This is a genomic window from Pseudomonas sp. zfem005, from assembly GCF_032621735.1.
Lineage (GTDB): Bacteria > Pseudomonadota > Gammaproteobacteria > Pseudomonadales > Pseudomonadaceae > Metapseudomonas > Metapseudomonas solani.
In genome coordinates, this window is record NZ_JAVYJE010000002.1 from 131,450 (window position 1) to 145,254 (window position 13,805).

A 13,805-nucleotide genomic window follows, 5' to 3' on the forward strand; every position below is an offset into this window, starting at 1 on the left:
GACCAAGTGCGCAGGTTTTTTCGCTTTCCACTCTGCGAAGCCCAGGGTTGGTGGGCGCTACGGGATAGGTGTATGGGCTGCGCTAGGTATGACCGAAGGGGTTCTCCTGCACCAAATCGGGGTCGCCCGCTTCATTGCTGGGCGTTCGGTGGCGCTCATTCTCTCCTACGATTCAGTTCAGAGCGCGGCTTCGTAGGGTGGACCACGCTTCACCGGTCCACCAGGCGGAGTGGAAGGGGAACTCAAGCGCTCCGCCAGCCCGCTATCCCCCGCGAACACACCTCAGCCCGTCGCAGCCAATGCCTCCAGGAAGCTCTCCAGCACCAGGTGCGGGCGGCGGCCCTTGCGGGTCACGGTGGCGAGGCTGAGGTCGTAGAAGCGCTTGCTCGGCTTGAGCGCACGCAGGCGGCCCTGCTGCACCCAGAAGGTGGCGTAGTGGTCCGGCAAATAGCCGATGTAGCGCCCGGTGAGAATAAGGAAGGCCATGCCCTCGCGGTCCGAGGCGCTCGCGGTGCAATGCAGCGCCTGGTAGTGGGCCTGGATATCGGCCGGCAGGCGGAAGGTGGGGGCGATGGCCTCCTGCTCGTTCAGGCGCGCATCGCTGAGCTGGGCATCGTCGGCGTAGAACAGCGGGTGGCCCACGGCGCAGTAGAGCAGCGAGCGCTCGTCGTACAGCGGCTGGTACTCCAGGCCCGACAGCGCCACCGTCTGTGGCACCACGCCCACGTGCACGCGGCCGTCGAGCACGCCCTGTTCCACCTCGCTGGGCGGGGTCATGCGGATGTTGATCACCACGTCCGGCCCGCGCTCCTTCAGGCGCGACAGGGCATGGGTGATGCGCATGTGCGGCAGGGTCACCAGGTTGTCGGTGAGGCCGATGTTCAACTCGCCACGCAGGTGCAGGTGCAGGCCGTTGACCTCGGTACGGAAGCTCTCCAGGGCGCTGAGCAACTGCAGCGACGACTGGTACACCTCGCGCCCCTCCTCGGTCAGGGCGAAGCCGGCGCGGCCGCGCTGGCACAGGCGCAGGCCGAGGCGCTGCTCCAGGTCGCTCATCTGCTGGCTGATGGCCGAGCGACCGATGCCCAGCACGCTCTCGGCAGCGGAGAAGCCACCGCACTCGACGACGCTGCGGAAGATGCGCAGCAGGCGGATATCGAAGTCGCTGACCTGGGCCAGGGCTTCCGGGCGACGGGTGCTCATCAGTTTAGTAGTCCGTGATCTGAAGATATGAAAAGTTGAATTTTCATGACTTTATGCCCGTGGCAATGTCGACTGCAAGAACCACCGGGTTCTCCCCCACAACCCACGCCCCATCGCGAGGCAGACAAGAATGAACATGCCGCAGACCGCCACCCCCTCCCTGGCCAGCCAACTGAAGCTGGACGCCCACTGGATGCCGTTCTCCGCCAACCGCAACTTCCAGCGTGACCCGCGTCTGATCGTGGCCGCCGAAGGCAGCTGGCTGATCGACGACCAGGGCCGTCGCATCTACGACAGCCTGTCGGGCCTGTGGACCTGCGGCGCCGGTCACTCGCGCAAGGAAATCCAGGAGGCCGTGGCCAAGCAGCTCGGCACCCTCGACTACTCCCCGGGCTTCCAGTACGGCCACCCGCTGTCGTTCAAGCTGGCCGAGAAGATCGCCGACATGACCCCGGGCGAGCTGAACCACGTGTTCTTCACCGGCTCGGGCTCCGAGTGCGCCGACACCGCGGTGAAGATGGCCCGCGCCTACTGGCGCCTGAAAGGCCAGGCCACCAAGACCAAGCTGATCGGCCGCGCCCGTGGCTACCACGGCGTGAACATCGCCGGCACCAGCCTTGGCGGCATCAACGGCAACCGCAAGATGTACGGCCAGCTGATGGACGTCGACCACCTCCCGCACACCCTGCAACCGGGCCTGGCCTTCACCAAGGGCATGGCCGAGACCGGCGGCGTGGAGCTGGCCAACGAACTGCTGAAGCTGATCGAACTGCATGACGCGTCGAACATCGCCGCCGTGATCGTCGAGCCCATGGCCGGCTCCGCCGGCGCCCTGGTGCCGCCGGTGGGCTACCTGCAGCGCCTGCGCGAAATCTGCGACGCCAACAACATCCTGCTGATCTTCGACGAAGTCATCACCGCCTTCGGCCGCATGGGCAAGAACACCGGCGCCGAGTTCTTCGGCGTGACCCCGGACATCATGAACGTGGCCAAGCAGATCACCAACGGCGCCATCCCCATGGGCGCGGTGATCGCCAGCCGCGAGATCTACCAGACCTTCATGAACCAGGCGACGCCCGAATACGCCGTCGAATTCACCCACGGCTACACCTACTCCGCCCACCCGGTCGCCTGCGCCGCCGGCCTCGCCGCCCTGGAGCTGCTGGAGAAGGAAAACCTCATCCAGCAGGCCGCCGACCTGGCCCCGCACTTCGAGAAGGCCATCCACGGCCTGAAGGGTGCCAAGCACGTGGTCGACATCCGCAACTGCGGCCTCGCCGGTGCCCTGCAACTGGCCCCCCGTGACGGCGATGCCATCGTCCGCCCGTTCGAGGCCGGCATGGCCCTGTGGAAGGCTGGCTTCTACGTTCGCTTCGGTGGCGACACCCTGCAGTTCGGGCCGACCTTCAACGCCAAGCCGGAAGAACTCGACCGCGTGTTCGACGCCGTCGGCCAGGCCCTGCAAGGCATCAACTGATGAGTGCACGCCCCCAGGCCGTGCCCACCGTGCAGGTGGACAACGCCGACGTCATCGTCACCGAGTGGCGCTTCGCCCCCGGTGCCGAGACCGGTCGCCACCTGCACGGCCACGATTACGTGGTAGTGCCCATGACCGGCGGCACCCTGCTGCTGGAAACCCCGGAGGGCGAGAAACGCGCGCCCCTGGTGGCCGGGCAGAGCTACTTCCGCAAGGCCGGCGTCGAGCACAATGTGATCAACGCCAGCGACCACGAAATCGTCTTCATCGAAACCGAAATCAAATGACGTCCACCCTCTCCCCGTGAGGAGAGGGCGGGTGCGCAGCCGCTGCCCGCGCCCCAGGACCACCCCGACAAAGCCCTACAAGAGAGATGACCATGAGCACCATCCAGCACCTGATCCACGGTGAGCTCGTTACCGGCGAAGGCCGCACGGCCGACGTGTTCAACCCGGCCACCGGCGAATCCACCCGCAAGGTCGCCCTGGCCAGCCGCGCCACCGTGCAACAGGCCATCGACTCGGCCAAGGCCGCCTTCCCGGCCTGGCGCAACACCCCGCCGGCCAAGCGCGCCCAGGTGATGTTCCGCTTCAAGCAGCTGCTGGAGCAGAACGAAGCGGAAATCTCCCGCCTGATCAGCGAAGAACACGGCAAGACCCTCGAAGACGCCGCCGGTGAACTCAAGCGCGGCATCGAGAACGTCGAATACGCCAGCGCCGCCCCGGAAATCCTCAAGGGCGAATACACCCGCAACGTCGGCCCGAACATCGACGCCTGGAGCGACTTCCAGCCGCTGGGCGTGGTCGCCGGCATCACCCCGTTCAACTTCCCCGCCATGGTGCCGCTGTGGATGTACCCGCTGGCCATCGCCTGCGGCAACTGCTTCATCCTCAAGCCCTCCGAGCGCGACCCGAGCTCCACCCTGCTCATCGCCGAACTGCTGCATCAGGCCGGCCTGCCCAAGGGCGTGCTGAACGTGGTGCACGGCGACAAGGAAGCCGTGGACGCCCTGATCGAAGCGCCGGAAGTTAAGGCCATCAGCTTCGTCGGTTCGACCCCCATCGCCGAATACATCTATGCCGAAGGCACCAAGCGCGGCAAACGCGTCCAGGCCCTGGGCGGCGCCAAGAACCACGCCGTGCTGATGCCCGACGCCGACCTCGACAACGCCGTCAGCGCGCTGATGGGCGCTGCCTATGGCTCCTGCGGCGAGCGCTGCATGGCCATCTCCGTGGCCGTGTGCGTGGGCGACCAGATCGCCGATGCGCTGGTGCAGAAAATCGTCCCGCAGATCAAGGGCCTGAAGATCGGCGCCGGCACCAACTGCGGCCTCGACATGGGCCCGCTGGTCACCGCCGCCGCCCGCGACAAGGTGGTCGGCTACATCGACGACGGCGTCGCCGCCGGTGCCGAACTGGTGGTGGACGGCCGCGGCTACCGCGTCGCTGGCCATGAAGATGGCTACTTCGTCGGTGGCACCCTGTTCGACCGCGTCACCGCCGACATGCGCATCTACCAGGAAGAAATCTTCGGCCCGGTGCTGTGCATCGTCCGCGTCGGCAGCCTGGAAGAAGCCATGCAGCTGATCAACGACCACGAATACGGCAACGGCACCTGCATCTTCACCCGCGACGGCGAAGCCGCCCGCCTGTTCTGCGACGAAATCGAAGTGGGCATGGTCGGCGTCAACGTGCCGCTGCCGGTACCGGTCAGCTACCACAGCTTCGGCGGCTGGAAGCGCTCCCTGTTCGGCGACCTGCACGCCTACGGCCCGGACGGCGTACGCTTCTACACCCGCCGCAAGGCCATCACCCAGCGCTGGCCGCAACGCGCCAGCCACGAGGCCGCGCAGTTCGCGTTCCCGAGCAACAACTCCTGAGTGATCGGGTGAGATAAGAGAAAGGCCAGTCGAGAGACTGGCCTTTTTTGTTTCCCTTCCAATGCGGCATGTGCCTGCTCATTGGGTGATGGGTTTCGCCAAGCTCTACCCATCCTACGACGATGAATTGGCGCCGCCGTAGGATGGGTAGAGCCCGCGAAACCCATGCTGCCGGTCCGGCGCCTGAGCCAGGTCTGTGCCCGGAATTGATGGGTTTCGCTCCGCTCTACGCCATCCTACGGAGGTGCCTCGGTGTCTCGGTGTCTTCGTAGGATGGGTAGAGCACCGCGAAACCCATGCTGCCGGCCCTGTTCAGCCGGGATACATGGGTAACGCTTGTCGGGGGACATGGGTAACGGGTTGCTGGTCGTTACTTCTTCTCTCTCAGGTCGAACTGGCGGATTGTCTTATGGATGAAAATCACATCGTAGACACCATCCACACCGGTGGGGCGTATTGCGATTCGCTCGCCCAATAACCCACCACCGACGAACCGGCTTTTCCCTTTGAATTGCACCTGTCCGGTTCCCCCTACCTTGAGCACCTTGTCCTCCGGCTCGTACTCGATTTCCGGCAATTGCTCCGGGTACGCCCTTAGGCTTGGCTGATAGCGCGATATCGGTGGTAACTGGCCCAGTGCCTCATGAGGTCGTTGTTGGTTGTACTGGTCTCGCCATTGGTCCATCACGCGCTGGCAGTGCTCCATGTCACTGAAGCTGCGATGCAGCAGCTCACGCTTGAGGGTTTGATGGAAACGCTCGAGCTTGCCTTGCGTCTGCGGGTGATAAGGGCGGCTATGACTGACATCGATACCCAGGCGCATCAGCCAGACTTCCAGGGCGGATAGGCCGCCCTCGATGTTYGAGCCCCAGGGCGGGCCGTTGTCGGCCGTTATCCGGCATGGCAGCCCATAGCGACGGAAAACCGCGGCCAGCTTGGGGCGMACCAGTTYCAGGCGYTCCCCTTCACAGCCCTCCAGGCAGAGCGCAAAGCGTGARTGGTCATCGAGYACCGTCAGCGGGTGRCAACGTGGYGAGTTACGGTCCGAAAGRTGGAAGTTGCCYTTGAAGTCGATCTGCCAGAGCTCGTTGGGYYGCTTGTGCKCGAAGCGTTGGGTGGCCGGTGCCTGKGCGTCTTCGGCGTGATAGCGCACCTGGCAGCCATGGCGCCGGAGAATCGCATCGAGGGTGCTGTGATGAGGGCGATCCATRGCCTTTGGCAGCAGRTGRAGCAGCTTGCGAGCGCCCCAATAAGGGAATTGGTGATGCAGGCGCACCACCTCTCGCTCCARCTCGGCGYTGCTGCGTCCAGGACTCGTCAGMGGACGACGGGACTGATCCTGCAGGCCGGAATCACCCAGTTCTTGATATCGCTCCAGCCATTTGTAAGCCGTCTTGGGGCTGATGCCATAGCGTCGACAGAGCTCCCGGATGTTGCTCTGCGGGTGTTGGGCCAACAGTACGAATTCACGTCGTATCGACATGGTGGTGCACTCCTGCCACGGCATCGCTCGAACTCCTCTTCGAAGGATTCCGTAAGCCTAAATGCGTTACCTATGTCTCCCGACACCTGTCACCTATGTCCCCCGGCTGAACACACGGCACACCCTACGGCACGCGTTCATCCTGCCGAGTCCTCAGTTCTGTAGGAGCAGCCTCAGAGCGCCTTTTCGAAGATCTTCGAATTGCGCTGGTAGTTGTAGAGCGAGGCGCGCGCCGCCGGCAGGCTTTCCACGCCGCTGGGCTGGAAGCCGCGCTCGCGGAACCAGTGGGCGGTGCGGGTGGTGAGCACGAAGAGGGTCTTCAGGCCCAGGGCGCGGGCGCGGTCCTCGATGCGTTCCAGCAGCTCATCACCACGGCCGCCGTGGCGGTATTCCGGGTTCACCGCCAGGCACGCCAGCTCGCCGGCTTCGGAGTCGGCGATGGGATAGAGCGCCGCGCAGGCGATGATGTGGCCGTCGCGCTCGACGATGCTGAACTGGCCGATCTCGCGCTCCAGCACCTCGCGGGAACGGCGCACCAGGATGCCCTGGTCTTCCAGCGGGGTGATCAGGTCGATCAGCCCACCGACGTCCTCGATGGTGGCTTCGCGCAGGGATTCGAACTGCTCCTGGTCCACCAGGGTGCCGCCACCGTCGCGGGTGAACAGCTCGGTGAGCAGCGAGCCGTCCTCGGCGTAGCTGACCATGTGGCTGCGCTTGACCCCGCTGCGGCAGGCCTGGGCGGCGGCGTCCAGCAGCTCGGCCTGGTAGCTGTTGCCCAGGCGCACGAGGTGGCTGGGCACCTGCTGCGGGCGCAGTTCGCGCACCAGCTTGCCGGCTTCGTCGATCAGCCCGCGTTCGCTGCCGAACAGCACCAGCTTGTCCGCCCCCAGGTCGATGGCGGCGCGGGTGGCGACGTCTTCGCAGGCGAGGTTGAAGATCTCCCCCGTGGGTGAGTAGCCCAGGGGCGAGAGCAGCACGATGGAGCGCTCGTCCAGCTGGCGGCCGACGCCCTTGCGGTCGATGCGGCGCACTTCACCGGTGTGGTGGTAGTCGACGCCATCGACCACGCCAATGGGCCGCGCGGTGACGAAGTTGCCGCCGGTCACACGCAGGCGCGAGCCCTGCATGGGCGAGGCGGCGATGTCCATGGACAGGCGCGCCTCGATGGCGATGCGCAGCTGACCCACGGCGTCGATCACGCATTCCAGGGTGGGGCCGTCGGTGATGCGCAGGTCGCGGTGGAAGTGCGGAGTGAGCCCGCGCGCGGCCAGGCGTGCCTCGATCTGCGGGCGCGAGCCGTGCACCAGCACCAGGCGCACCCCCAGGCTGTGCAGCAGCACCAGGTCGTGGACGATGTTGCCGAAATTCGGATGGGCGACGCCTTCGCCGGGCAGCATCACCACGAAGGTGCAGTCCCGGTGGGCGTTGATATAGGGCGATGCGTGGCGCAGCCAGTTGACGTAGTCGTGCATGGATTCCGTGAGCCTGTGAACGTTGGCGAAATGAGCGGTGCTACTCCGGAGACGGAGTCGGGGGCGTCGCGTTTATCGTCGTCGCAGGAACATCAACGGATTCCCTCCACATCAGGCCTTGTCGGCGGGGTTCAGGCAGTAGTGCTGGATGAGCTGGCGCAACAGCGCCACGGTAGGTTCGATGCGTGACAGTTCGAGGTGTTCATCGGGCTGGTGGGCGCAGGCGATGTCGCCGGGGCCGAGCACCAGGGTCTCGCAACCAAGCTGCTGAAGATACGGGGCTTCGGTGCCGAAGGCCACCGCTTCTGCGGCATGCCCGGTAAGACGTTCGGCCAGGCGCACCAGATCACTTCCGGCGGGCTCCTCGAAGGGCGGCACGGCGGGGAACAGCGGTTGGTAGTCGATGGCCACGCCATGGCGCTCGGCGAGCGGCGCCAAGCGCTGCCGGATGGCCGCGCGGAGCATTTCCGGCTCCATGCCCGGCAGCGGGCGCAGGTCGAACTCCAGGCTGCACTGGCCGCAGATGCGGTTGGGGTTGTCGCCACCGTGGATGCAGCCGAGGTTGAGAGTGGGCTGGGGCACATTGAACAGCGGGTTGTTGAACGTGCGCTGCCACTCACCACGCAGGGCCACCAGCGCGGCGATGCTCTCGTGCATCGCCTCCAGGGCGCTGCGCCCCAGGCTCGGGTCGGAGGAGTGGCCGCTCTGCCCGAGGATGTCGATGCGCTCCATCATCACGCCCTTGTGCAGGCGGATCGGCTTGAGGCCGGTGGGCTCGCCGATCACCGCGGCGCGGCCCAGGGGCTGCCCGGCGGCGGCCAGGGCGCGGGCACCGGACATCGAACTCTCTTCGTCGCAGGTGGCCAGGACGATCAGCGGGCGGCGGAAGGGCTGGTCGCGCAGGGTGCGCACCGCCTCGATCACCAGGGGGAAGAAGCCCTTCATGTCACAGCTGCCCAGGCCGTACCAGCGGTCATCGGCCTCGGCGAGCTGCAGCGGGTCGGTCTTCCACAGCGCGGCGTCGAAGGGCACGGTGTCGCTGTGCCCCGCCAACACCAGGCCGCCGGGGCCGCTGCCCAGGGTGGCCAGCAGGTTGGCCTTGCCGGGCGCCACCTGCTGCACCTCGCAGCGGAAGCCCAGCTCGCCCAGCCAGGCCGCCAGCAGGTCGATCACCGCCTGGTTGGACTGGTCCCAGCCGGGCTGGGTGCAGCTCACCGAAGGGGCGGCGATCAGCGCGGCGAACTGGCTCTTCAGGTCTGGAATGGGCATCGGTTACCTCCACGGACGAGGGCTCATCATAGGGACAACGCTCCACCGGCGAAACCGCCCGGCAGGGCGCCTCGGCGTCCTGTAGACTTCACCGCCTCGGCAGCCATCCCGTGCTGCGACTGATAAAACTCCGGCCATGCAAAAAGAAACCGAAATCAAGCTCCGCGCCAGCCGCGAGACCCTCGAAGCCCTCCGCGACCACCCGCTGCTGAAGAAGCGCAACAAGAGCGGCTGGGAGAAGCGTGAGCTCTTCAACCAGTACTACGACACCCCCGAGCGGGATTTGTCGCGCGCCAAGGTCGCCCTGCGCCTGCGCCGCGACGGTGATCAATTCATCCAGACCCTGAAGAGCCGTGGCCAGAGCGTGGCCGGCCTCTCCGAGCGCAACGAGTGGGACTGGTACCTGACCAAGGCCAAGCTCGACCCGAAGAAACTCGGTGACGACTGCTGGCCCGCCAGCCTCGCCGAGCTGGACAAGAAGACCCTGGCACCGATCTTCACCACCGACTTCGTCCGCGAGCGCGCCGAGATCGCCTGGGGCCGTGGCAAGGCCAAGGTGGTGGTGGAAGCCGCCCTGGACCTGGGCAAGGTCATCGCCGGCAAGGCCGAGGAAGAAATCTGCGAGCTGGAGCTGGAACTGCGCCAGGGTGAGCCCGAAGCCCTGCTGGAGCTGGCCCGTGAACTGGCCGCCGACCTGGCCCTGATGCCCTGCGACATCAGCAAGGCCGAGCGTGGCTACCGCCTGTTCGACGCCAACAGCTACAGCGTCACCCTGCCGGCCCCGGCGCTGGACGCCGAGATGCCCCTGGACGACGCCATAGCCGCCATCGCCTGGTACCTGCTCGGCAGCAGCCAGCGCCTGGCCGAGCAATACCGTTTCAACGGCCACTGGAAGCTGCTCGGCGAATGGCTGCAGCAACTGATCGACCTGCGTGCCCTGCTCGGCAGCCTCGGCCAGGCCGCGCCGCGCGCCAGCAGCCACAGCCTGCGTGAAGCCCTGGACGCCCTGATCGGCGACTGGCGCCCGCGCCTGGCCGCCGGCCAGGACGACGAAGCCGCGCGCCAGGCCGCACCACAGCAGTTCGCCGACGAACTGGCCGGCACCCGCTGGGGCCTGTTCTCCCTCGAAGCCTCCAGCTGGCTGCTGGCCCGTGGCTGGGCGGCCAACCGCAACGACCGTGGCAACCGCCAGGGCAAGGCGGCGCTGGGCAAATGGCTGCCGCGCCTGCTGGGCGACGAAGCCCGCGACCTGCAGTTGGACCGCTACAAGCGCCAGCCCGAAGACCTCGCCGAGCAGCTGCCGCGCATCGAGCGCTTGCTGGTCTGGCTGCGCCTGGCCCGCAGCGTGCTGCTGGAAATCCCCGAGACCGACCGTTGCTACGGCGAGCTGAACAAGCTGGCCGAACTGGCGAGCCAGCCGATCGACGAGGAAGCCCTCGAAGCCCGTGTCACCCAGGCCCACCACGTGCTGACGCTGAAGAGCTGGAAACAGCTGCTCAAGTGATGCGACCCGGCACCGCGCGCCCGCGCGGTGCCGACGAGGAACCCACCCGATGTTCAAGCAAAGCTTCCGATCCCTGCTCGGCACCTGGCTGACCGGCCTGCTGGCCCTGCTGCCGCTGGTGCTGACCCTGGCGCTGCTGGCCTGGATCGTCAGCCTACTCAATCGCCTGGTGGGCCCCTCGACGCTGATCGGCCAACTGCTCGCCGTCCTCGGCCAGCCGTTCGCCAGCAACCCCTACCTCGCCTGGTTCGTCGGCACCCTGGTGCTGCTGGCCAGCCTCTATCCCCTGGGCCTGGCCGTGCAGCTGGGTCTGCGCCGGCCCCTGGCCTGGCTGTTCGACCAGACCCTGCGGCGCACCCCGCTGATCGGCAACGTCTACAACATCGCCGACCGCTTCGTCGGCATGCTCGACAAGGAAAAGAACGCCGACATCACCACCATGAAGCCGGTCTGGTGCTTCTTCGGTGGCGACGGCGCGGCGGTACTCGCCCTGCAGCCCAGCTCCGCGCCCATCGAGCTGGAAGGCCGGCCCTACTGCGCCATCCTGGTGCCCACCGCGCCCATCCCGGTGGGTGGCGGCCTGCTCTACGTGCCGGTGGACTGGGTGCGCCCGGCCGACATGGGCGTCGACGCGCTGACCAGCATCTACGTCTCCATGGGCCTCACTCCGCCGCCCACGGCCACACCGCCCGACGCCTCGCGGGGCTGATCCGCCGACGCGCTTGGCCAAGGCGCCACCACGCTGGTTACAATGCGCGCCCCGCTCTTCATTCGTCTGTCCGAGAGAGTCCGCCATGGTTTTCAAAGTGTTCGTAGATGGTCAGGAAGGCACCACCGGCCTCCGCTTGCTCGACTATCTGTCCGGCCGTGCCGACATCGAGCTGCTGCGCATCGCCGATGACAAACGCAAGGACCCGCAGGAGCGCGCGCGCTTCCTGAATGCCGCCGACGTCGCCTTCCTCTGCCTGCCCGACGTGGCCTCCCGCGAGGCGGTGTCGCTGGTGACCAACCCGAACACCTGCATCATCGACGCCAGCACCGCGTTCCGTACCGATGACAGCTGGGCCTACGGCCTGCCGGAACTGGCCGCCGGCCAGCGCGAGAAGATCCGCACCAGCAAGCGCATCGCCGTGCCCGGCTGCCACGCCAGTGCCTTCATCCTCGCCGTGCGCCCGCTGATCGACGCCGGCCTGCTGCCCGCCGACTACCCGCTGTCGACCTTCTCCCTCACCGGCTACAGCGGTGGCGGCAAGGGCATGATCGCCCAGTACGAAGCCGGCAACGACGCCGCCCTGATGAGCCCGCGCCCCTACGCCCTGGGCCTGGAGCACAAGCACCTGCCGGAAATGCGCGTCCAGGCCCGCCTGGCCCAGGCGCCGGTGTTCAACCCCATCGTCGGCCCCTTCCTCAAGGGCCTGGCGGTCACCGTGCCGCTCTACACCGAGCGCCTGGCGCGCAAGGCCAGCTCCGCCGAAATCACCGAGATCTACCGCCAGCACTATGCCGGCGAACAGTTCGTGCGGGTGATGCCGGCCGGTGACGAGGGCAACCTCGACGGCGGCTTCTTCGACGTCCAGGGCTGCAACGACACCAACCGCGTCGACCTCTTCGTCTTCGGCTCCGCCGACCGCCTCAACCTGGTCGCGCGCTTGGACAACCTCGGCAAGGGCGCCGCCGGTGCCGCGGTGCAGTGCATGAACGTGCACATCGGCGCCGACGAGGCCACCGGCCTCAACGCCTGATCCGCACCACCCAGAAAAAGCCCCGCCGATGCGGGGCTTTTTCATGGGTCAGTCCCGTGAATCGAGTGCATAAAACTCCTGGAGCTTGCGCTGCAGCAGCTCCTGATCCGGCAACTGAGTTCGATACTCGGCCACCAGCGCCGGAGACAGGGAACGGTTGAGGGCGTACTCCACCACCTCATCATCCTTGCTGGCACACAGCAGCACACCGATGGCGGGCTGCTCGTGAGGCTTGCGTTCATCCCGGTCCAGAGCCTCCAGTAGAAATCCAGCTTCCCCAGGTATTCCGGCTCGAAACGCCCCACCTTGAGTTCGATGGCCACCAGGCAGTTGAGGCCTCGATGGAAGAACAAGAGATCAAGAAAGAAGTCACGGCCACCGACCTGCAACGGGTATTCGGACCCAATGAAGCAGAAGTCCCGCCCCAGCTCGATCAGAAAGTCCCGCAGGCGGAACAACAAGCCACGATGCAACTCCGCCTCGCCGTGCCCAGGGGACAAATCCAGGAACTCGAAGACATAGGCATCCTTGAAGGCATCTATGGCATCCGGTTGCCGTTGCCGCAGGGTTTTCGATGCGCAGGCAGGCCGGTTCAGCGAGCGTTCGAACAATCCAGCCCGACACTGCCGCTCCAGCTCACGGCTTGACCAGCGTTCCCGTATCGCCAGTCGCAGATAGAAACCGCGCTCCTCGGGGGTACGGCACTGGCCAAGCACGAGCAGATTGTGGGTCCAGGGTATTTGTGTCAGCAGCGCTGACACTATTGCCTCATCCGGCCAGGCATCGTGGAACTGGCGCATGCGAAACAGGTTGCGCCGGGTGAATCCGCGTAGCCCCGGCTGGGTGCGAGCCAGGTACTTCGCCAGTTGCTCGACGACCCCTTCGCCCCACTCCGACGACTCCAGCTTCTCGCTGATATGACGCCCGATTCGCCAATAGAGCGTGATCAGCTCGGCATTGACCGATTGATAGGCACGCTGGCGGGCACTGGCGATCATCAGTGCGATGTCGCCAAAGGCGGTATCCAGCGTTGATCCTGGCGTGTTCATGACATGGCTCCTGGCTGATAAGCCAGTCACCATCGCGTACCTGTCATGGCATGAAAATCCGGCGCTCGCCGCGCCATGCCAAGGGAACCGTCCCATACCTCTCGCTGGATCGCGCAGCGGCCCCATCGTGACCTCGAGGGGCGGACCTACGGCCCGCTTGGCGACTGAAGTCGCCCCTACAAGGGTGCCCATGAAGGCCCCAGCACTACCCGCCCACCGGCAAGCGGGTGGTGGACTTGATCTCCGACAGGGCGACGATGGAGTTGACCTCCTGAATGCCCGGCACCAGTGACAGCTTCTCGAAGAAGAAGCGCTCGTAGGCCTCGATATCCTTGGTGACGATGCGCAGCATGAAGTCCACTGCGCCCATCAGCACGTGGCATTCCAGCACCTCGGGGAAGCCCTGCATGGCCTCGGCGAACTCGGTGAGGTTGGAGCGGCCGTGGGCGTTGAGCTTCACCTGGGCGAAGATCTGCGCGTTGAGGCCGATCTTGCGCCGGTCCAGCAGGGTCACCTGGCGGCGGATCACGCCTTCCTCCTTGAGCCGCTGGATGCGCCGCCAGCAGGGCGACTGGGACAGGCCGATGCGCTCGGCGATCTCGGCGGTGGCGATGCTGGCGTCCTCCTGCAGCAGTTCGAGGATGCGGCGATCGTAGGGATCGAGTTCGACAGGCATGAAAAACCCCAATATTCGGATATCGGGGAAATTCTATTCCTCAACAAGCCG

General features: G+C 66.1%; 11 protein-coding genes and 1 pseudogene. 6 read left to right on the forward strand and 6 right to left on the reverse strand.

Annotated elements, in window-relative coordinates; genetic code table 11:
- Window positions 1–282 precede the first annotated feature (282 nt).
- Window positions 283–1,203, reverse strand: a complete 921-nt coding sequence (locus RTW82_RS04895) for a LysR family transcriptional regulator (RefSeq protein ID WP_021216782.1) — start codon at window positions 1,201–1,203, stop codon at window positions 283–285.
- Window positions 1,204–1,333: 130 nt separating this feature from the next.
- Between RTW82_RS04895 and RTW82_RS04900 the strand changes: the two genes are divergently transcribed.
- The 3 genes from RTW82_RS04900 (at window position 1,334) to RTW82_RS04910 (ending at window position 4,559) form a co-directional block, all read left to right on the forward strand.
- On the forward strand, window positions 1,334–2,680 hold the full coding sequence (locus tag RTW82_RS04900) for an aspartate aminotransferase family protein (RefSeq protein ID WP_043243759.1): 1,347 nt from the start codon (window positions 1,334–1,336) through the stop codon (window positions 2,678–2,680).
- A complete protein-coding gene (locus tag RTW82_RS04905) occupies window positions 2,680–2,967 on the forward strand; it encodes a cupin domain-containing protein (protein ID WP_021216780.1) in 288 nt (95 codons plus the stop codon). Before RTW82_RS04900 ends, RTW82_RS04905 begins: the two co-directional genes overlap by 1 nt.
- Window positions 2,968–3,059: 92 nt before the next feature.
- The gene (locus tag RTW82_RS04910) at window positions 3,060–4,559 is read left to right on the forward strand and encodes a CoA-acylating methylmalonate-semialdehyde dehydrogenase (protein WP_043243761.1); all 1,500 of its coding nucleotides are present in this window, start codon (window positions 3,060–3,062) and stop codon (window positions 4,557–4,559) included.
- A gap of 370 nt (window positions 4,560–4,929) precedes the next feature.
- On the opposite strand, the gene RTW82_RS04915 is transcribed toward RTW82_RS04910, so the two are convergent.
- The 3 genes from RTW82_RS04915 to argE all read right to left on the reverse strand — a co-directional run bounded on the left by RTW82_RS04915 (window position 4,930) and on the right by argE (window position 8,783).
- Window positions 4,930–6,066 carry an IS481 family transposase gene (locus tag RTW82_RS04915; RefSeq protein ID WP_316924412.1) on the reverse strand — a complete coding sequence of 379 codons (1,137 nt, stop codon included), beginning with the start codon at window positions 6,064–6,066 and terminating at the stop codon, window positions 4,930–4,932.
- Between the two features lie 149 nt (window positions 6,067–6,215).
- Window positions 6,216–7,514, reverse strand: a complete 1,299-nt coding sequence (gene argA, locus RTW82_RS04920) for an amino-acid N-acetyltransferase (protein WP_021218597.1) — start codon at window positions 7,512–7,514, stop codon at window positions 6,216–6,218.
- A 111-nt stretch (window positions 7,515–7,625) separates the two neighbouring features.
- Window positions 7,626–8,783: an acetylornithine deacetylase gene (gene argE, locus RTW82_RS04925; protein WP_316924413.1), complete on the reverse strand. Its 1,158-nt coding sequence runs from the start codon at window positions 8,781–8,783 to the stop codon at window positions 7,626–7,628.
- 136 nt (window positions 8,784–8,919) lie between these two features.
- On the opposite strand from argE, the gene RTW82_RS04930 reads away from it, so the two are divergent.
- From RTW82_RS04930 to argC, 3 genes are all read left to right on the forward strand, one after another.
- The gene (locus tag RTW82_RS04930) at window positions 8,920–10,287 is read left to right on the forward strand and encodes an inorganic triphosphatase (RefSeq protein WP_316924414.1); all 1,368 of its coding nucleotides are present in this window, start codon (window positions 8,920–8,922) and stop codon (window positions 10,285–10,287) included.
- Window positions 10,288–10,336: 49 nt separating this feature from the next.
- Complete coding sequence (locus RTW82_RS04935) at window positions 10,337–10,996, forward strand: DUF502 domain-containing protein (protein ID WP_316924415.1); 660 nt, start codon at window positions 10,337–10,339, stop codon at window positions 10,994–10,996.
- An 85-nt stretch (window positions 10,997–11,081) separates the two neighbouring features.
- Entirely contained in the window at window positions 11,082–12,029 is a 948-nt protein-coding gene (gene argC / locus RTW82_RS04940) for an N-acetyl-gamma-glutamyl-phosphate reductase (RefSeq protein ID WP_316924416.1), read from the forward strand.
- Between the two features lie 48 nt (window positions 12,030–12,077).
- Here the strand turns inward: argC and RTW82_RS04945 are convergent.
- Both RTW82_RS04945 and RTW82_RS04950 read right to left on the reverse strand, forming a co-directional pair.
- Window positions 12,078–13,078 (reverse strand): annotated as a pseudogene (locus tag RTW82_RS04945) (PDDEXK nuclease domain-containing protein).
- A gap of 205 nt (window positions 13,079–13,283) precedes the next feature.
- Window positions 13,284–13,754: an Lrp/AsnC family transcriptional regulator gene (locus RTW82_RS04950; protein ID WP_021222855.1), complete on the reverse strand. Its 471-nt coding sequence runs from the start codon at window positions 13,752–13,754 to the stop codon at window positions 13,284–13,286.
- Window positions 13,755–13,805 lie beyond the last annotated feature (51 nt).

What these genes read in the sequence shown, in the direction of transcription:
- argE (WP_316924413.1), bottom strand. Translation starts at nt 8,783, where the DNA reads ATGCCCATTCCAGACCTGAAGAGCCAGTTCGCCGCGCTGATCGCCGCC.
- argC (WP_316924416.1), top strand. Translation starts at nt 11,082, where the DNA reads ATGGTTTTCAAAGTGTTCGTAGATGGTCAGGAAGGCACCACCGGCCTC.
- RTW82_RS04905 (WP_021216780.1), top strand. Translation starts at nt 2,680, where the DNA reads ATGAGTGCACGCCCCCAGGCCGTGCCCACCGTGCAGGTGGACAACGCC.
- RTW82_RS04910 (WP_043243761.1), top strand. Translation starts at nt 3,060, where the DNA reads ATGAGCACCATCCAGCACCTGATCCACGGTGAGCTCGTTACCGGCGAA.
- RTW82_RS04900 (WP_043243759.1), top strand. Translation starts at nt 1,334, where the DNA reads ATGAACATGCCGCAGACCGCCACCCCCTCCCTGGCCAGCCAACTGAAG.
- RTW82_RS04895 (WP_021216782.1), bottom strand. Translation starts at nt 1,203, where the DNA reads ATGAGCACCCGTCGCCCGGAAGCCCTGGCCCAGGTCAGCGACTTCGAT.
- RTW82_RS04935 (WP_316924415.1), top strand. Translation starts at nt 10,337, where the DNA reads ATGTTCAAGCAAAGCTTCCGATCCCTGCTCGGCACCTGGCTGACCGGC.
- RTW82_RS04930 (WP_316924414.1), top strand. Translation starts at nt 8,920, where the DNA reads ATGCAAAAAGAAACCGAAATCAAGCTCCGCGCCAGCCGCGAGACCCTC.
- argA (WP_021218597.1), bottom strand. Translation starts at nt 7,514, where the DNA reads ATGCACGACTACGTCAACTGGCTGCGCCACGCATCGCCCTATATCAAC.
- RTW82_RS04950 (WP_021222855.1), bottom strand. Translation starts at nt 13,754, where the DNA reads ATGCCTGTCGAACTCGATCCCTACGATCGCCGCATCCTCGAACTGCTG.